This window comes from Staphylococcus ureilyticus, from assembly GCF_025558845.1.
In the GTDB taxonomy this organism is placed as follows: Bacteria; Bacillota; Bacilli; order Staphylococcales; family Staphylococcaceae; genus Staphylococcus; species Staphylococcus ureilyticus.
Window position 1 is genome coordinate 1,115,582 of sequence record NZ_CP094825.1, and the last position, 20,164, is coordinate 1,135,745.

The window sequence follows — 20,164 nt, forward strand, 5'->3', positions numbered from 1 at the left end:
ACTTGAGTATTAAGTTGGAGTATTATATCATAAAATCGAACGGATGTTCTATTAGGAGTGGTAGAATGAAAATTATACATACAGCTGATTGGCATTTAGGTAGGATTTTGAATGGAAAATCTTTACTGGAAGACCAATCACATATATTAAACCAATTTATAGATAAAATGAACGACGAAAAACCAGACGTAATCGTAATAGCAGGTGATTTATACGATACAAGTTATCCGAACAAAGCAGCAATTCAGTTATTAGAAAATACAATTAATACGTTAAATTTAGAAATGAACATTCCTTTAGTGATTATAAGTGGAAATCACGACAGTAAAGAACGGTTAAATTATGGCTCGAAGTGGTTTGAAAAATCTCAACTTTATATTAGAACCTCATTAGAAGATATGTGTTATCCTATTTCGATTGGAAATATTGATTTTTATACATTACCATTTTCTACTGTGAATGAAACAAGTTATTTTTTTAATGATAAAACGATTGAAACGCATCAACAAGCCGTGAATAAATCAATAGAATTTATAACGCAGAATATAAATGAAAATAAAGTGAATATGTTGGTAGGTCATCTCACAGTCCAAGGAGGTATTCGCAGCGAATCTGAAAGAGCATTGACAATTGGCACTGTTGAATCAGTTGCAGAAAATTCATTCCAGCAATTTGATGCAGTATTGTTAGGCCATTTACATCATCCATTTAGTATAAATTCGAATGTTATTCATTATAGTGGTTCTTTATTACAATATTCTTTTTCAGAAGCTACACAACCTAAAGGTTATAGGGTAATTGAAGTGATAGATCATAAATTAAAAAATAAATTTAAACCATTAACACCTTTAAGGCAATTAGAAGTCATTGAAGGAGACTATGAAGATGCTATCCAAGAAAAATTAGACATAAAAGATAAAAACAATTATTTACATTTTAAGCTAAAACACATGTCACATGTTAGTGATCCTATGATGCATTTGAAACAAATTTATCCAAACACGTTGTCACTTACCAATAGTTCGTTTGAATTTAATACCCCGTTACATCATGAAAATATAGAAATACAAAAATTAGATGATAAAACAATCATTAATAAATTTTTTGAAAATATGACGGATGAAACATTAACGAGCGTTCAAAATAATAAAATTGGTAAAGTTTTAAATCATTTACTTGAAGGAGATCAGACTAAATGAGACCTTTAACTTTAAAATTAACTAATTTCGGCCCGTTTTTAGACGAAACAATTGATTTTCAACAAATAAATAATGATCAATTGTTTTTAATTAGCGGAAAAACGGGATCAGGGAAAACGATGATATTTGATGCTATTGTGTTCGCTTTATTTGGTGAAGCATCGACAAAAGATAGAAACGAAGGGGATTTACGTAGTCACTTTGCAGATGGTAAATCACCAATGGTCGTTGAGTTCGAGTTTGAATTGAGAGATTGTATTTATAAAATTAATCGACAAGGTGCATTTGTAAAAGAAGGCAATAAAAATAAAACACTTGGTCAACTTTCAATTTATCAACTTGAAGATACATATGAATTACGTGAAAGTAAAGTGAATGCTGGAAATCAATTTATTAGAACGTTACTTAGAGTTAATTCAGAACAGTTTAGACAATTATTTATCCTTCCTCAGGGTGAATTTAAACGTTTCTTATTATCTAAAAGTATAGAAAAACAAGAAATACTAAGAACATTGTTTAATAGTCAAAGATTTGAAGAAATACAAAAATTGTTAAATGATGATGTTAAAGAGGTAAGGGCGAATATTGAAAAGCGATATCATACACTTGAAACGGATTGGATGGATTTGGATACTTTTGATGATACCGTGTTAAAAGAATATAAAGAAGTTAGTTCAAGACAAACTGATAAAATTAAAGCATTAATACCACAATTCAAAAGCATAGGTGAATCTATTCAAAATGATTTATTAGCAGCTGAAAAAAGAAGTATTGAAAAATTTGAGCAAGCTGAAAATTTATTAAATCGTAATTTAAAACTTCAAGATGCTATGACAAGTCTTGAACAAAATAAGCAAAAGCAAGAAGATTTGTTATCCAATGAAAATCATATAAAAAATCAAATAAAACTATTAAATGAGATCAATGAGGTAAGACCACTTTCTAATTTACTTGATTCAAAAGAGAAACTTTTAAAAAAGCACGAAGAGATAAAAAAAGATAAAACAGAAACAAAAGCAGTCATTTCAAATTTACAAAGACAATTAGAAGACTACGAGAAACAATTTGAAAAACATCAGAAACTATCTGAAACAATAGAGAAATCGAAATCATTTATAGAAAATTCTAAAATATTTTACAATAAATTTGATAAGTATAAAGATATATATCAACAAAGAGAAAATTTAAATTACACATATGTCGAGTTAAAATCAACGTATGATCAACAAAAACAACTACTTAATCAATATATTGAAAATTTAAATGGCAGAGAACCAGATTATAAAAGAAATGAACAACTTAATGAAAAAATACATCAGTTGGATTATGAAATTAAGGTTAACAAACAAAATGAGTTGAATAAAAACGAATATCAAGATTTGCAAAAGCGACAAACTAACATAACAAACCAAACTGAATATATTCAATCTGAAATGCGTACATTAGACGCTAAATATGAAGCAATCGATAAAACTAATATAGATTTAAATAATAAACAAGATATGATATCTAAGTTACAATCAGTGCTAGCTATAGGTGATACTTGCCCGCTTTGTGGCAATGAAATTCATGAAATTGAACATCATATAGATTTTGATGAACTTACCAAAAGACATAGTCAGCTTGATCATATAGAACAACAACGTCTAAAATTAAAAGAGCAAAAAATTAAATATGATAGTGAATGGCATCACATTTCAGAACAGTTACATAGATTTAACTTAGATGATTTAGAAAAAACAAATTATACTGAGCTGGAATTAACTAAAGATAACTTATTAAAAGAAAAAAGATTGCTAGAAGAGGAAAATGAAGTAATTAGAAACCTTCAAGAGAAAATTTTTAATCTAAGGCAGAAAGCACATGAGTTAGAATTGGATTTAAAAACGCAACAATTCAAATTAGATGAAAATACATTGATGATAAATGATTTTGAAAATACAACACAATATACAGACGTGGATAAATTTATTACTGCTTATGACAATTCATTAGTGAAAGTCAATGATTATCAAAAGCAATATGAATGGTTAGTACAGCAACTTCAAGAATCTAAAAACGCATTGTCACTTGAAATGAATAACAAAACACATCTTGACAATACTGAAAAGAGTTTGCAAAAGGATATTAAAGAAGCGGACCATAAAATCAACAATGAAATGAAGAGAATTGGCTTTACATCATTAAAAGATGTAGAACACACGATTAATGAAATTCCTAATAAAACGAAAATAGAAGCAGAAATCAACAAATTTAATCAAGAGAAACAACAATTTGAGATTATCATCAAACAGCTGGAAACAGAAATTAATGACCAAGAATTATGTGATATTAATCAATTAAAAAAAGATTATGAGCAGGAAAAAATACAACTAGATCATGCCAAAGCGATGTTAAGTAAACATAATTATAAACTTGAGTTTAACAACAATAAAATTGATAATATTTATGCTATTATAAATCATTTAGAAAAAGAACTACAAGAACAACAAGAAGTTTTTCAATTAGCAGAAGTTTTATCTGGGAAAAATGAACAAAAATTAACTTTAGAAAATTTTGTTTTAATTTATTATTTAGAACGCATACTTGCGCATGCGAACCAACGCTTATCATTGATGACAGGTGAAAGGTATCAATTAGTTAGAAGGGAACAAACTTCAAAAGGGTATAGTGGCTTAGAAATAGATGTATTTGATTCGCACTCTAATAAGAAAAGACATATTACTTCGTTATCAGGAGGAGAAACCTTCCAGGCATCCTTAGCGCTGGCTTTAGGTCTGAGTGAAGTAGTACAACAGGAATCTGGTGGCATTGCATTAGATTCGATGTTTATAGACGAAGGATTTGGTACTTTAGATCAGGAGACCCTAGAAACTGCTTTGGATACACTACTTAGTTTAAAGTCTTCTGGAAGAATGGTTGGTATTATTTCTCATGTTAGTGAATTAAAGCAACGTATTCCACTTATTTTAGAAGTGCAGACAGAACAATACCAAAGTAAGACAAAATTTATAAAACAATAAAAGCATAAAAACAGTGAATTACTTTATGAAAAGTAATTCACTGTTTTTAATCTTAAAGAAATAGGTATATAAGGGCATTGATGATGGTTATTTGATGATGCTTATTTAAATAATTTCATTTTAAAATAAACTTAATGAAAGTTTATACATGGATGATATGTTGATTTAGGTTATAAGTTTAGTTTAATCATCTATTAATAATATGCAAAGGCCTTGTTTTTTATTGAGAATAGCTTAGACAAATAGCGCTAAATTTAAAACTAGGGGTGAAGTATTTGTAACAAAGAGTCTTATTATAAAAAGGAAATAGCAACAAGTTAGCTCGTCTTATGAATTAATGGTAGAATGTCCAAATCACAAAATAATCCCGTAAATGAATGTCGAAAATTCATTTACGGGATTATAGTTTAAGGAATTTTATCCTAATTTCTTACAAAAATACGAGCGTACTAAATAATATTTCGTGTTAACGTTTATTGTTTGTCACGTAATAAATCACGAATTTCTGTTAATAGTACTGTGTTTTCTTCAATTTCTTCTTCTTCTTGTTTAATCAATGTATTTGCAATTTTAACAAATATAAATAGTGCGAATGCAATAATAATAAAGTCAATAATCGATTGTACAAACATACCATATTTGATACCCATGAAGGACCAACTTTTGGCAAAATCAACGGTACCGAAGATTAAACCGATTAATGGCATGATAATATATGATACCAAAGCTGTTACAATTTTGTTGAAAGCTGCACCCATAACTACAGCTACTGCTAAATCTAAGACATTCCCTTTCAATGCAAAATCTTTAAATTCTTGTAGCATATTATTAACCTCTCTTAATTAAATATATTTAATATAAATGTTATTATACAATATTTATTAAATTATGAAAATATTTTTTAAAAGTGAATTTGATATTAACATAGATGTTTGTTATTCTTATGAATGGTTAAACTAAAAAATAGAAATAAATTTATTTTTGCAAATTTCTATTTAGATTTAAAATTTAATATGAATATGAAAGGGAGTAATTAATTGTGAATTCTTCTGAAAATCAACCAAACGGTAAGAAGATATCCCCAGTATTTATTTATAGTGCGATTATTGTTGGTATCGTTGTTTTAATCGGGGCAATTGTTCCAGAACAATTTGACAATGTTACTAACACAATTAAGCTATGGATTACAGATAAATTGGGTTGGTATTACTTAATTCTTACGACGTTTATTGTTTTCTTCTGTATTTTCCTAATTTTTAGTCCTATTGGAAAATTAAAGCTCGGTAAACCAAATGATAAACCAGAGTTTAATACGATATCTTGGTTTGCGATGCTATTCAGTGCTGGTATGGGGATAGGACTTGTGTTCTACGGTGCTGCTGAACCTATGGCAGATTTTGCTGCACCGCCAAATGCGGAACCTAAAACTACTGCAGCATATACTGAAGCATTACGTTCTACGTTTTTCCATTGGGGATTCCATGCGTGGTCTATTTATGGTGTGGTTGCATTAGCACTTGCTTACGCTCAGTTTAGAAAAGGAGAACCAGGACTTATCTCAAGAACGTTACGCCCTATCTTAGGCAATAAAGTAGAAGGTCCAATTGGAACGACCATTGACGTGTTAGCAGTATTTGCAACAGTTGTCGGTGTTGCTGTTTCGTTAGGTATGGGTGCACTACAAATCAATGGTGGTTTGAATTACCTATTTGGCGTACCAAATACTATTTGGGTACAAGCAATCATTATTGTGATCGTTACGATTCTATTTATTATGAGTGCATGGTCAGGTTTAAGTAGAGGAATCCAATACTTAAGTAATTTAAATATTAGCTTGGGTGCGGTCTTAATGATTGCAGTTTTAATTATTGGACCAACTGTGTTGATATTAAATATGATGACAAGTTCAACAGGTAGTTTATTAAATTCATTCCTATTTAATACTTTTGATACAGCAGCTCAAAACCCACAAAAACGTGAATGGATGTCTAGCTGGACACTTTACTATTGGGGCTGGTGGTTAAGTTGGAGTCCATTCGTAGGTATCTTTATAGCACGTGTTTCTAAAGGTCGTTCAGTACGTGAATTTATTGCTGGTGTACTTTTAGTACCTGCTTTAGTAAGTTTTGTATGGTTCAGCGTATTTGGTGTATTAGGTATTGAAACTGGTAAGAAAAATCCAGAACTATTTAATATGACTGCTGAAACACAACTATTTGGTGTGTTTAATGAAATACCATTTGGAATTATATTGTCGTTGATAGCACTAGTACTCATTGCATCATTCTTTATTACATCTGCCGACTCTGCAACATTTGTATTAGGTATGCAAACGACATTTGGTTCATTAGAACCTTCAATTGTTGTTAAAGTGACTTGGGGTATTGCTCAGTCATTAATTGCTTTCGTATTACTATTTGCAGGTGGAGGAAATGGTGCAGATGCGTTGAATGCAATTCAAAGTGCTGCGATAATTAGTGCGTTACCATTCTCCTTTGTAGTTATAATGATGATGATTTCTTTCTACAAGGATGCAAATAAGGAACGTAAATTCTTAGGCTTAACTTTAACGCCTAACAAACACAGATTACAAGATTATGTACAATATCAACAAGAAGATTTTGAAGATGATATAATTAATAGAAGAGCGCCGTTAAGAGACGCTGAAAAATCTGAAAAATAGTCTTAAAAACTGAGGGCCAACATAGGCTCTCAGTTTTTTGTTTAGATACTAATTGCTCTAAATTAATGATAATGATTCTCAATTAATAATAATAACTTATTACACGATACACTCGCGATAAGTTTTTCTTATACATACTGATTGTAAATTCAAATCTAAATTATAGAGGTTTATAATGGTAGGTAGTTGTTTTAAGTTACATATAATTATACAATTTAATTAACGGCATATAATTACTAAAATTTTCAAGGGGGATTTATATGGCTTCTAATTTAAAAGAGCAAGCGAAAAAGTCATTCGATCTAAATGGGAAATCATACACATACTATGATTTAAAAACTTTAGAAGAACAAGGTTTAACAAAGATATCCAAATTACCATATTCGATTAGAGTTTTACTAGAATCTGAATTGAGACAAGAAGATGGATTTGTTATTTCTGAAGAGCACATCAAAGCATTGTCAGAATTCAATAAAGGTACAGAAGGTGAAGTACCTTTCAAACCATCTCGTGTTATTTTACAAGATTTCACTGGTGTACCTGCAGTTGTTGACCTAGCGTCATTACGTAAAGCTATGAATGATGTTGGGGGAGACTTAAACAAAATCAACCCTGAAGTGCCAGTAGATTTAGTTATCGATCACTCAGTTCAAGTAGATAGCTATGCGAATCCAGACGCACTAGAAAGAAATATGAAATTAGAATTTGAAAGAAACTATGAACGTTATCAATTCTTAAATTGGGCTACTAAAGCATTTGATAACTATAGTGCAGTTCCACCAGCAACTGGTATTGTACACCAAGTTAACTTAGAGTACTTAGCAAACGTTGTTCACGCACGTGAAGTAGACGGAGAAACAGTTGCTTTTCCAGATACTCTAGTAGGTACTGACTCACATACAACTATGATTAATGGTCTAGGTGTATTAGGTTGGGGTGTAGGTGGTATTGAAGCCGAAGCTGGTATGCTTGGTCAACCTTCATACTTCCCAATTCCTGAAGTGATTGGTGTTAGATTATCCAATGCGTTACCTCAAGGTGCTACTGCAACAGATTTAGCATTACGTGTAACACAAGAATTACGTAAAAAAGGCGTTGTTGGTAAATTTGTTGAGTTCTTTGGTCCAGGTGTAGAACATCTACCATTAGCAGATAGAGCTACAATTGCAAATATGGCGCCTGAATATGGTGCAACTTGTGGCTTCTTCCCTGTAGATGAAGAATCTTTAAAATATTTACGTTTAACTGGTCGTTCAGACGAACAAATTGAATTAGTTAAAACATATTTAGAAGAAAACAATATGTTCTTTACTGCTGATAAAGATGAACCAGATTATACAGACGTTGTTGAATTAGACTTAGCTACAGTTGAAGCTTCACTTTCAGGTCCGAAACGTCCACAAGATTTAATCTTCTTAAGTGATATGAAAGAAGAATTTGAAAAATCTGTTACTGCACCAGCTGGTAACCAAGGTCATGGTTTTGATGAGAGTGAATTTGATAAAACAGCAACAATTGAATTTAAAGATGGTTCTAAAACACAAATGACTACAGGTGACCTTGCTATTGCAGCAATTACATCTTGTACAAATACGTCAAATCCATATGTTATGTTAGGTGCCGGTTTGGTAGCTAAGAATGCAGTAGAAAAAGGCTTGAAAGTACCTGAATATGTTAAAACATCGTTAGCGCCAGGTTCTAAAGTTGTTACTGGTTATTTAAGAGATTCTGGTCTGCAAGAATATTTAGATGACTTAGGATTTAATTTAGTAGGTTATGGTTGTACGACATGTATCGGTAACTCAGGCCCATTATTAGAAGAAATCGAAAAAGCGATTGCTGAAGAAGATTTACTTGTGACTTCTGTTTTATCAGGTAACCGTAACTTTGAAGGACGTATTCATCCATTAGTAAAAGCGAACTATTTAGCATCACCTCAATTAGTAGTTGCATACGCACTTGCAGGTACAGTCGATATTGATTTACAAAATGAACCTTTAGGTAAAGGTAAAAATGGAGAAGATATCTACTTGAAAGATATTTGGCCAACAATTAAAGAAGTCGCAGATACTGTAGACAGTGTTGTTACTCCGGAATTGTTTAAAGAAGAATATGAAACTGTTTATAATAATAATGAAATGTGGAATGAAATCGATGTAACAGACCAACCGTTATATGATTTCGATCCAGAGTCAACTTATATTCAAAATCCATCATTCTTCCAAAACTTATCTAAAGAACCTGATGATATTAAATCATTAAATAATTTACGTATTATGGGTAAATTTGGAGATTCAGTTACGACTGACCATATTTCTCCAGCAGGTGCTATCGGTAAAGATACACCAGCAGGTAAATATTTATTAGATCATGACGTACCTATTCGTCAATTTAACTCTTATGGTTCTCGTCGTGGTAACCATGAGGTAATGGTTCGTGGTACTTTTGCTAATATTCGTATTAAAAACCAATTAGCACCAGGTACAGAAGGTGGTTTCACAACTTATTGGCCTACTGGTGAACAAATGCCTATATATGATGCAGCGATGAAATATAAAGAAGATGGCACTGGTTTAGTAGTATTAGCTGGTAATGATTACGGAATGGGCTCTTCTCGTGACTGGGCAGCTAAAGGTACAAATTTACTAGGTGTTAAAACTGTAATCGCTCAGAGTTATGAACGTATTCACCGTTCTAACTTAGTTATGATGGGTGTGTTACCTTTACAGTTTAAAGATGGCGAATCTGCTGATAGTTTAGGCTTAGATGGTACAGAAACGATTTCAGTAGATATCGATGAAAGTGTAAAACCACATGATTTAGTAAAAGTAACTGCTGAAAAAGAGAATGGAGAAGTTATTGACTTCGAAGCAGTTGCACGTTTCGACTCACATGTAGAAATTGATTACTATCGTAATGGCGGTATTTTACAATTAGTATTAAGAAATAAATTAGCAAATTAACTGTTCATTATGAATATAGTTAAGGCTGAGACAATATTTTGTGTCTCAGCCTTTATTTTAATTTGCGAACGTTGAATAGATTTTTTAAACGTTAGCGTTTTATCTTTAGCTCGGTGAGTCTATAATCAACGAATTTTAAAATGTGATTTCTGCCTTGCATTCTTTTTTATGTTAATATTTATATATAAGTACTACGAACAATTGAAAAGAGGACGTTTATAATGATTTATAGTATTACAGAAATTCCTTCACGTTATGCAGAAACAGATCAAATGGGTGTGATTTATCACGGTAATTATCCAACATGGTTTGAGGTTGCACGTACAGATTATATATCAAAATTAGGTTTTAGCTATAAAGCTATGGAAGAATCTGGTATTATTTCACCGGTTACAGATTTAGATATTAAGTATATAAAAACAATACAGTATCCTGAAACTGTGAAAATTAAGACATGGGTTGAAAAATATACACGTTTAAGATCAATTTATCGTTATGAAGTATATAACGAAGTAGGTGATTTAGCGACTACTGGTTCAACTGTTTTGACTTGTATTAGAAAGGATAACTTTAAGCCTATTAGATTGGATAGATATTTTCCTGAATGGCATGCAATGTATGCCGATGTAGATAAAAGAAATCAAGCAGGAGAAACATTTGAAGTGAAAAATGGCATAATTTAATATAGTTGTAGTTAAATGTATAAATGCATAATTAAGTGTATGCGTATGTATTTATATACAATGATTGATTTGCAATGTGTTTTTGAAATGTACACAAGATTATCAAAATGATAAATAAAAAGAGCCTGGAATGGAACCAGGCTCTTTTTAAGTATATATTTATATATGAATGATCAATTGTGTTATGTGAATTGAGTTCTATTATTATTTAGCAGAATATGAAATTTCATCGACACTATCATTGACGTCTATGAATAAATCATGGTCTTCAAAATACCATAAGTCTTTTTCTGAAATTACTACATCTAAGCCGTCAAAATGATTTTCGTAACCAATTTCTACATCATCTTTTTGATCAACACTGAATGCAGGGCTAAATCCTTGTTTTAATTGGAATTCTCCACCATAGCGAACGAAAAATTGTAAGACTTTGTTATCTTCAGGTAAATCAAGTTCATCTTTAAACCAAGATACAGCGTTATCTGAAAGTTTTATATCCATAATAAAAGTCCCCTCTCATTTCACAAGTTTTAAACTTGTGACCATTGGTTACTAATTTTTAAATTAGTACTATATCTATTACCCAAATTTGAGTAACAATAAAAGTAGTATAACATAATTAAGTATAATTTTCTTTAAATTCAAATTGTTCAATATGTTTTAGGGTGAGGGCAAAGAATTTTTAAAAATGTTGTGAATTAGTGTGACATAATTAAAAGTAATATAATATTCTGAAGTGTATACTGTTATTTTAATGAATAAAAAAATAGTGAAACAGAAGTCTGTGTTAAAGATTTCTGTTTCACTATGTTGGAAAGCTGGCTAATAAACAAGTTTTTGTGTTGTCGTTTTCTATTAGCCAAATATTCGTATCTACTTTTCAATAGTTGAGACATAAGAATATCTCAGACTGAGCAATGTTTGCTATTTTTTTATTGACTGCTAATGACTTTTGTAATAGTTACATCCATTTAATTTTTGGCTCTTCGCCTTTAAAAATCCTCACGATATTTGTTCGATGTCTAAATATTAATAAGACGCCTACACCGAAACTCACGACTAATAAGATATAATCACGAATTAACAGCGCACCGATAACACAACAGATTGATGCTATGATACTCGAAAGTGATACATACTTTGTTAAATAAAGTATGCCAAAGAAAATCGCTGCTAAAATGAGTAATAGTAGAGGATTGATTCCAAGTATCACACCTGCACTTGTGGCAACTGCTTTTCCACCTTTAAATCCAAGGTAAATTGGATACACATGACCTAGAATTGCAAATGCGCCTACGATGAGTCCATTTGTGAAAAATGTACTAATAGCACCATCTGCATGTACTGGTAACCAAAGTGGTAAGAATACAACAATAAATCCTTTAAATATATCTAAAAATGTAACTAGGAATCCTGCAGGTTTACCTAACACTCTAAAACTATTTGTTGCTCCTGTATTCCCACTACCAAATTGTCTAATATCTTTTTTGAAAAATAATTTACCTATTACATAGCCACTTGGGAAAGCACCAATGAGATAACTTAAAATTAACATGATTATTATCATCATCATACATAATCCACATCCTTTAATGACATTAAAATTATTTTACCACATATGACCACGGTTAGACGAACAAAAATTTATAACTGTAGTAAAACACGGTTCAAATATAATTTGATACTTGCAATTTATCAAGATTTATATAAGAATAACTAATGTATAGTTTTAAAAACGAACGTACGTTTGTAGGAGGGCGAAACGATTGGCAATGAACAAACAAAATAATTATTCGGATGATTCCATTCAGGTTTTGGAAGGGCTAGAAGCCGTTAGAAAAAGACCTGGTATGTATATTGGTTCTACCGATAAAAGAGGATTACATCATTTAGTGTATGAAGTTGTCGATAATTCCGTCGATGAAGTATTAAACGGCTTTGGTAATGAAATAGCAGTTACAATAAATAAAGATGAAAGTATTACTATAGAAGATGATGGACGTGGGATGCCGACTGGTATTCATACATCGGGCAAACCAACTGTCCAAGTAATATTTACAGTACTTCATGCAGGCGGTAAATTTGGACAAGGTGGATATAAAACTTCAGGAGGTTTACATGGTGTAGGTGCATCAGTCGTAAACGCATTAAGTGAATGGTTAGAAGTAGAAATTTACAGAGATGGCGCTATTTATAAACAACGATTCAGTCAAGGTGGTATACCAGCTACAGGCCTAGAAAAACTAGGGAAAACTAAAAAAACAGGTACTAAAGTTACCTTTAAACCAGATGTTGAAATTTTCAAATCAGCAACCTCTTTTAACTATGACGTGCTAAGCGAACGTTTACAAGAATCAGCATTTTTGCTTAAAAATCTTAGAATTACGCTTAAGGATTTAAGATCTGGTAAAGAAAGAGAAGATGTATTCCACTATGAAGATGGCATTAAAGAATTTGTAAGTTATGTAAATGAAGGTAAAGAAGTGTTACATGATGTAGCAAATTTTGTTGGAACTGCTAATGGAATAGAAGTAGAGGTCGCATTTCAATATAATGATCAATATTCGGAGAGTATCTTAAGTTTTGTCAATAATGTACGTACTAAAGATGGCGGTACGCATGAAGTTGGCTTTAAAACAGCCATGACGAGAGTATTTAATGACTATGCTAGACGTATTAATGAATTGAAAGAAAAAGATAAGAATCTAGATGGTAATGATATACGTGAAGGTTTGACAGCGATTATTTCTATTCGTATTCCAGAAGAATTATTACAATTTGAAGGACAAACTAAGTCTAAGTTAGGCACGCCTGAAGCGAGAAGTGCAGTAGATTCTGTTGTATCTGAAAAATTACCTTATTATTTAGAAGAAAAAGGACAATTGTCAAAAGCACTCGTTAAAAAAGCATTAAAAGCCCAACAAGCAAGAGAGGCAGCACGTAAAGCAAGAGAAGATGCACGATCTGGTAAGAAAAATAAACGAAAAGATACGTTGTTATCAGGAAAATTAACACCTGCACAAAGTAAGAATACAGAGAAAAAAGAACTGTATTTAGTTGAGGGTGATTCAGCTGGCGGTTCTGCAAAATTGGGACGTGACCGCAAATATCAAGCGATTTTACCATTAAGAGGTAAAGTTATAAACACTGAAAAAGCACGTTTAGAAGATATTTTTAAAAATGAAGAGATTAATACGATTATCCACACAATAGGTGCAGGTGTAGGTAATGAATTTAAATTAGAAGATAGCAATTATAATCGCGTCATTATAATGACAGATGCTGATACTGATGGTGCGCACATTCAAGTGCTTTTACTAACATTTTTCTTTAAATATATGAAACCTTTAGTAGAAGCAGGAAGAGTATTTATAGCCTTACCGCCATTATACAAACTGGAAAAAGGTAAAGGTGCTTCTAAGAAAATAGAATATGCATGGACAGATGAAGAATTAGAAAAATTACAAAAAAAATTAGGTAAAGGATTTAGTTTACAGCGCTATAAAGGTTTAGGTGAAATGAACGCTGATCAATTATGGGAAACAACGATGAACCCAGATACAAGAACGTTGATTCGAGTACAAGTTGATGATGAGTTACGTTCATCGAAACGCGTAACAACTTTAATGGGAGACAAAGTAGCTCCTAGACGTGAGTGGATTGAAAACCACGTTGAATTTGGTCTTCAAGAAGATCAAAGTATTCTGGATAACAATGAAATTCAAATACTAGAACAGGATTATTCTGATGAGGAGGAAATGAATTGAGTGAAATAATTCAAGATTTGTCGCTGGAAGATGTTATTGGCGACCGATTTGGTAGATATAGTAAATACATCATTCAAGAGCGTGCATTACCAGATGTTCGTGATGGGCTTAAACCTGTTCAAAGACGTATTTTATACGCTATGTATGCTAGTGGTAATACATTTGATAAAAATTTCCGTAAAAGTGCAAAAACAGTCGGTGATGTCATCGGACAATATCATCCGCATGGTGATTCATCTGTATATGATGCGATGGTTCGATTAAGTCAGGATTGGAAATTGCGACATGTTTTGATAGAAATGCAAGGTAATAATGGTAGTATCGATAACGATCCAGCAGCAGCTATGCGTTATACAGAAGCGAAATTAAGCAGAATTTCAGAAGAGCTATTAAGAGATATTAATAAAGAAACAGTGCCATTTATGCCTAACTACGATGATACGACAATGGAACCTATGGTTTTACCAGCTAGACTGCCACATTTGTTAATTAATGGAAGTACAGGCATATCTTCAGGTTATGCTACGGATATACCACCGCATAATCTCGCTGAAGTTATTCAAGCAACATTGAAGTATATAGATAACCCAAATATCACAGTAAGCCAGTTAATGAAGTATATCAAAGGTCCCGATTTTCCTACTGGTGGTATTATTCAAGGAATAGACGGTATTAAGAAAGCGTATGAAACCGGAAAAGGTAAAATTGTTGTGCGCTCTAAAGTTGATATTGAAGAATTAAGAAATGGTAGAAAAGAACTCATCGTTACTGAATTACCTTATGAAGTTAATAAAAGTGCACTTGTTAAAAAGATGGATGAACTGCGAGCAGATAAAAAAGTAGATGGTATTGTAGAAGTACGTGATGAAACTGACCGTACAGGGTTACGTATTGCCATCGAATTAAAGAAAGATGTTAATAGCGAAGCGGTTGCTAATTATTTATATAAAAATACAGACTTACAAGTGGCATATAATTTTAATATGGTAGCAATAAGTGATGGTCGACCGCTTCTTATGGGTATTCGTCAATTTATAGACAGTTATCTCAATCATCAAATTGATGTAGTTACAAAGCGTACACGTTTTGAATTGGATAATGCAGAGAGTAGAATGCATATAGTAGAAGGTCTCATGAAGGCTTTGTCAATTTTAGATGAAGTTATTAAGCTCATTAGAAATTCAAAAAATAAAAAAGATGCTAAAGATAATTTAGTTTCTGAGTTTGATTTTACAGAAGCACAAGCTGAGGCGATAGTTACGTTGCAGTTATATCGTCTGACAAATACAGATATTGTACAACTACAAGAAGAACATGATGAATTAAAAGCTAAAATTGCACATTTAAAAAATATATTAGATAATCATGATGCTTTGTTAAATGTTATCAAGGAAGAATTGAGCGAAATTAAAAATAAATATAAACAACAACGTTTATCTTCTATAGAAGCTGAAATCAGTGAAATTAAGATTGATAAAGAAGTTATGGTGCCAAGTGAAAATGTGATTATGAGTATTACGAAACATGGTTACATTAAACGAACATCGTTACGTAGCTTTAATGCAAGTGGTGTAGAAGAGCTAGGTGTGAAAGATGGCGATGCAATGCTCAAATACCAAGAAGTCAATACATTAGACACAGCATTAGTATTTACGAATAAAGGCAGACATCTTTATATTCCAGTTCATAAACTTTCAGAGATTAAGTGGAAAGATTTAGGACAGCATGTATCACAGATTGTACCCATTGATGAAGGCGAGCATGTTATCGATGTTTTCTGTGAAAATAATTTTAGTCCAGATGCATTTTATATTTTAGCTACGCGCAATGGCATGATTAAGAAAAGCAATGTCTCTATGTTTAAAACATCAAGATATAACAAACCACTTGTTTCTATGAAACTAAAAGATAATGATGAAGTGATAAATGTAATGAGATTAGATGAACCACAGGCGATTACCGTTTTAACACACAAAGGTATGTCATTAACTTACAGTAGTGAAGAGTTATCAGATACAGGACTTAGAGCCGCTGGTGTTAAATCGATTAACCTTAAAAGTGAAGACTTTGTTGTCTTAACCCAAATCGTTAATGAAAAAAATACGATCTTGATGGCAACACAACGAGGTTCATTAAAACGCATAGGATTCAATATTTTACAAAATGCCAAACGTGCACAACGTGGTATTACTTTATTAAAAGAGCTTAAAAAATCACCGCATCGCATCGTAGCAGCTAACGTTGTGCAGCCAGATCATACGATTTATACAATATATTCAAAACAACATGAAGAAAGTGGCAATATTAAAGATATTCATTTATCAGAACAATATACTAATGGCAGCTTTGTAGTAGATGTTAAAGAGTTTGGCGACGTTGTTAGTATGATTGTTAAATAACTTTAATTTTAAAATTTTGTTAGTAAATACAACAATATAATGATAAAATACCTATAAGGTGTAACAAAAATGAAGCAAGAGATTTATAGTAATGTGAAAAAGTTTAGTGCAAGGCGTAATGTTTTATACTGAACTGATTCATTCATTTTCATGTCTACATAAGCATTGAATTTTGTTTATAAACATGAATGCGACTATAAATCTCTTGATTTTACTATGAAAATTAAATTGTATAGATGAGAGGGATTAAATTGAGCAATTTTGATAGTTTGATTCCAGATTGGTTCAAAGCATTTGTTCAAGTCGGGAATGATTTAATCTGGTCACAATACTTAATTGGACTATTAATCACAGCAGGTATATTTTTTACTATTGGATCTAAGTTCGTACAATTAAGATGGATACCGGAAATGTTTCGAGCAATTGGAGAAAAACCTGAAACATTAGAAAATGGGAAAAAAGGTATTTCACCATTCCAAGCATTCGCGATTAGTGCAGGTTCTCGTGTTGGTACAGGTAATATAGCCGGTGTTGCGACAGCAATTGTATTAGGCGGTCCTGGTGCAGTATTCTGGATGTGGATTATTGCTTTTATCGGAGCAGCCAGTGCATTTATTGAAGCAACGCTTGCACAAGTGTACAAGGTACCCGATGAAGAAGGTGGCTATCGTGGAGGACCAGCTTATTACATAACTAAGGGACTCAATCAAAAATGGTTAGGCATTGTGTTTGCGTTGCTAATCACAGTGACATTTGCATTTGTTTTTAATACAGTACAATCAAACACGATAGCTGAATCATTAAAAACGCAATATAATGTAAGTCCTATTATAACGGGCGTAATCTTAGCTATTATTACTGCTATTATTATATTTGGTGGGGTAAGAAGTATTGCAACATTATCTTCGATCATTGTGCCTGTGATGGCAATTATATATATAGGATTAGTTGCTGTAATATTAATATTTAACTATGATCAAATCATACCAATGATTGCAACTATAATTAAAAATGCATTTGGATTTGAACAAGCAACGGGAGGCGCGATTGGAGCAGCCGTTCTGCAAGGTATAAAACGTGGCTTGTTCTCAAACGAAGCTGGTATGGGTTCTGCGCCAAATGCTGCTGCTACTGCTGCAGCGCCACATCCAGTTAAACAAGGTTTAATCCAATCATTGGGCGTATTTTTTGATACGATGCTAGTATGTACGGCAACGGCGATCATGATTTTATTATATACAGGATTAGAATTTGGAGAGAATGCAGCACAAGGCGTTGCAGTTACACAATCTGCCTTAAATGAACACTTAGGTAGCGCAGGTGGTATTTTCTTAACGATTGCTATCACTTTATTTGCATTTTCTTCGGTTATTGGTAATTACTACTATGGTCAATCGAACATGGAATTTTTTTGGGAAAATAAAACAGTATTATTTATTTTCAGATGTTTAGTTGTTGTACTTGTCTTCGTCGGTGCTGTTGTGAAAACTGAAACGGTATGGAGTACAGCAGATGTGTTTATGGGTCTAATGGCCATCGTCAACTTAGTTGCTATTATTGGTTTATCTAACATTGCTTTTGCAGTTATGAATGATTACCAACGTCAACGTAAAGCTGGCAAAAAACCTGTATTTAAACCTGAAGAGTTAGAAATTAACTTGTTTGGTATTGAGAGTTGGGGAATGAAGAAGAAGTAATTGTATTTAAACATTAATGCAAAGATTTGAATTTTCTTCAACATCATTATCATAGTTTCTTTAATAATAATTCATATATAAGCAGTAATATAAAATGGATGATAAACATTTGATTTTATATTACTGCTTTTTAATATACATTTTTATATTTTAGTATAATATACTTATATCGTATTAATACATATTGTTCGTTGCTATTATTATGGATGTTTAGTTAATTTTTAATAAAACATGGCAAAATATATGTTTGGTAAATGGTCATTGTGTTATGATTAACATTAGTTATTTTAAATATTGAACGTTATGTATTGTATTACAAAGGTGCATTATTTTTTGGCTATGCGCTAAATAAGCAATATATTTTGAAAAATAAGGTTTGGTGATGTTATGTCAAATGAAGATAATTTAAAACAAGAAACGACATCTAAGAAAAATAGATTAAAACTAAGTTTCCCTGAAACACGCTTTATGAAATTTTTAGGTGGTAAAGATTTAGTTTTTGCTTTGCTCATATTAATATTTATTGGCTGTGCTATTTTTATATTTGATCAAGTTTCTTATATTTTTAAACCATTTATAATTGTTTTTAATACAATTGTAGCACCGATTATTGTATCGATTATATTATATTATCTATTTAACCCATTAGTTAATTTGATGGAACGGTATAATATTTCAAGACTTTGGGGTGTAATCATATTATTCTTAGTCATTATTGGTGTTATTGCGCTAGCAATTAATTTATTAATACCTGTAATTGGTGCTCAGTTTAAAAGTTTTGGAAATAACTTCCCGTACTATGTAGATAAGGTTAATAAATTTATAGATAGTGTAACGAAATACTCTTTAATTTCTAATTTTTATGGTCAAATTCAAGATCAATTAGATTCATTGGCTAAAAAATTACCTTCAATGGTTTCTGATTACTTTAATGGTTTTGGTTCTAAAGTTAAAAATTTTGCTGAAGCATTAGTGAATGTTGGTGTGGTAATTGCTACAACACCATTTGTTTTATTCTTTATGTTAAAAGATGGGCACCGCTTCAAAGAGTTTTCAACAAACTTAATGCCCCCTAAATTTAGAAAAGACTTTCATGATTTGTTAGATAAAATGAGTCTACAAGTTGGTTCTTATATCCAAGGACAAATTATTGTATCGTTTTGTATTGGTATATTATTATTTATCGGATATAGTATCATCGGTTTAGACTACAGTTTAATTTTAGCTTCGATCGCTGCAGTTACTAGTGTTGTTCCATATATTGGTCCAACGATTGCGATATCACCAGCAATTATTATTGCTTTAATTACTTCACCGATTATGTTGTTGAAGTTAGTGATTGTTTGGACGGCTGTTCAATTTATTGAAGGGCATTTTATTTCTCCAAATATCATGGGTAAAACATTGAAAATTCACCCACTTACAATTATATTCATCTTATTAAGTGCAGGTAATTTATTAGGTGTTGTCGGTGTCATTTTAGGTATTCCTGCTTATGCAATATTGAAAGTACTAGTTTCGCATTTATATACAATGTACAAACGTCGTTATAACAAATATTATGGTGATGATGCAGGAGAATATGAAATTACTTCTGATGAAGAAATTCGTAAAAGTTAAATTATAAATAATGTACGACAGAGGCTGGGACAAATTAATTGTCTCAGCCTCTTATCATAACTGAAGTGGAATGACACGTTTTTAAGTGAAATGATATATTAAGATACTTTTTATTGTTGTGCGTATAAAA

Annotated in this window: 12 protein-coding genes; 9 read left to right on the forward strand and 3 right to left on the reverse strand. The window is 31.7% G+C overall.

From position 1 onward, the window contains the following. The first annotated feature begins 65 nt into the window (after positions 1–65). Positions 66–1,199 carry an exonuclease subunit SbcD gene (gene sbcD, locus MUA21_RS05505; protein ID WP_046208560.1) on the forward strand — a complete coding sequence of 378 codons (1,134 nt, stop codon included), beginning with the start codon at positions 66–68 and terminating at the stop codon, positions 1,197–1,199. Then, positions 1,196–4,222 (forward strand): exonuclease subunit SbcC, encoded by a 3,027-nt coding sequence (gene sbcC, locus MUA21_RS05510; RefSeq protein WP_262562100.1) that lies wholly within the window; start codon positions 1,196–1,198, stop codon positions 4,220–4,222. Before sbcD ends, sbcC begins: the two co-directional genes overlap by 4 nt. Positions 4,223–4,695: 473 nt before the next feature. Here the strand turns inward: sbcC and mscL are convergent, their stop codons facing one another. Then, on the reverse strand, positions 4,696–5,046 hold the full coding sequence (gene mscL / locus MUA21_RS05515; RefSeq protein ID WP_046208558.1) for a large conductance mechanosensitive channel protein MscL: 351 nt from the start codon (positions 5,044–5,046) through the stop codon (positions 4,696–4,698). Between the two features lie 215 nt (positions 5,047–5,261). Here mscL and MUA21_RS05520 point away from each other — a divergent pair, with 215 nt between their 5' ends. The 3 genes from MUA21_RS05520 to menI all read left to right on the forward strand — a co-directional run bounded on the left by MUA21_RS05520 (position 5,262) and on the right by menI (position 10,551). Beyond that, a complete protein-coding gene (locus MUA21_RS05520) occupies positions 5,262–6,905 on the forward strand; it encodes a BCCT family transporter (RefSeq protein ID WP_438873802.1) in 1,644 nt (547 codons plus the stop codon). Positions 6,906–7,165: 260 nt separating this feature from the next. Further along, entirely contained in the window at positions 7,166–9,868 is a 2,703-nt protein-coding gene (gene acnA / locus MUA21_RS05525) for an aconitate hydratase AcnA (protein WP_262562102.1), read from the forward strand. 221 nt (positions 9,869–10,089) lie between these two features. Continuing rightward, positions 10,090–10,551 (forward strand): 1,4-dihydroxy-2-naphthoyl-CoA hydrolase MenI, encoded by a 462-nt coding sequence (menI, locus tag MUA21_RS05530; RefSeq protein ID WP_107525842.1) that lies wholly within the window; start codon positions 10,090–10,092, stop codon positions 10,549–10,551. A 204-nt stretch (positions 10,552–10,755) separates the two neighbouring features. Here menI and MUA21_RS05535 read toward each other — a convergent pair whose 3' ends face one another. Both MUA21_RS05535 and plsY read right to left on the reverse strand, forming a co-directional pair. After that, positions 10,756–11,052 (reverse strand): HesB/YadR/YfhF family protein, encoded by a 297-nt coding sequence (locus MUA21_RS05535; RefSeq protein ID WP_107525841.1) that lies wholly within the window; start codon positions 11,050–11,052, stop codon positions 10,756–10,758. Between the two features lie 460 nt (positions 11,053–11,512). Beyond that, positions 11,513–12,121 carry a glycerol-3-phosphate 1-O-acyltransferase PlsY gene (plsY, locus tag MUA21_RS05540; protein ID WP_046208729.1) on the reverse strand — a complete coding sequence of 203 codons (609 nt, stop codon included), beginning with the start codon at positions 12,119–12,121 and terminating at the stop codon, positions 11,513–11,515. A gap of 202 nt (positions 12,122–12,323) precedes the next feature. Here plsY and parE point away from each other — a divergent pair, with 202 nt between their 5' ends. The 4 genes from parE (at position 12,324) to MUA21_RS05560 (ending at position 20,034) form a co-directional block, all read left to right on the forward strand. Beyond that, positions 12,324–14,318, forward strand: coding sequence for a DNA topoisomerase IV subunit B (gene parE, locus MUA21_RS05545; protein ID WP_262562242.1), 1,995 nt, complete (start codon positions 12,324–12,326; stop codon positions 14,316–14,318). Beyond that, entirely contained in the window at positions 14,315–16,717 is a 2,403-nt protein-coding gene (gene parC, locus MUA21_RS05550; RefSeq protein ID WP_107525839.1) for a DNA topoisomerase IV subunit A, read from the forward strand. Before parE ends, parC begins: the two co-directional genes overlap by 4 nt. A gap of 251 nt (positions 16,718–16,968) precedes the next feature. Then, on the forward strand, positions 16,969–18,414 hold the full coding sequence (alsT, locus tag MUA21_RS05555; RefSeq protein WP_107525838.1) for a glutamine transporter AlsT: 1,446 nt from the start codon (positions 16,969–16,971) through the stop codon (positions 18,412–18,414). Positions 18,415–18,801: 387 nt separating this feature from the next. Then, entirely contained in the window at positions 18,802–20,034 is a 1,233-nt protein-coding gene (locus MUA21_RS05560; RefSeq protein WP_064208996.1) for an AI-2E family transporter, read from the forward strand. Positions 20,035–20,164 lie beyond the last annotated feature (130 nt).

What these genes read in the sequence shown, in the direction of transcription:
- sbcD (WP_046208560.1), top strand. Translation starts at nt 66, where the DNA reads ATGAAAATTATACATACAGCTGATTGGCATTTAGGTAGGATTTTGAAT.
- sbcC (WP_262562100.1), top strand. Translation starts at nt 1,196, where the DNA reads ATGAGACCTTTAACTTTAAAATTAACTAATTTCGGCCCGTTTTTAGAC.
- mscL (WP_046208558.1), bottom strand. Translation starts at nt 5,046, where the DNA reads ATGCTACAAGAATTTAAAGATTTTGCATTGAAAGGGAATGTCTTAGAT.
- acnA (WP_262562102.1), top strand. Translation starts at nt 7,166, where the DNA reads ATGGCTTCTAATTTAAAAGAGCAAGCGAAAAAGTCATTCGATCTAAAT.
- menI (WP_107525842.1), top strand. Translation starts at nt 10,090, where the DNA reads ATGATTTATAGTATTACAGAAATTCCTTCACGTTATGCAGAAACAGAT.
- MUA21_RS05535 (WP_107525841.1), bottom strand. Translation starts at nt 11,052, where the DNA reads ATGGATATAAAACTTTCAGATAACGCTGTATCTTGGTTTAAAGATGAA.
- plsY (WP_046208729.1), bottom strand. Translation starts at nt 12,121, where the DNA reads ATGATGATAATAATCATGTTAATTTTAAGTTATCTCATTGGTGCTTTC.
- parE (WP_262562242.1), top strand. Translation starts at nt 12,324, where the DNA reads ATGAACAAACAAAATAATTATTCGGATGATTCCATTCAGGTTTTGGAA.
- MUA21_RS05560 (WP_064208996.1), top strand. Translation starts at nt 18,802, where the DNA reads ATGTCAAATGAAGATAATTTAAAACAAGAAACGACATCTAAGAAAAAT.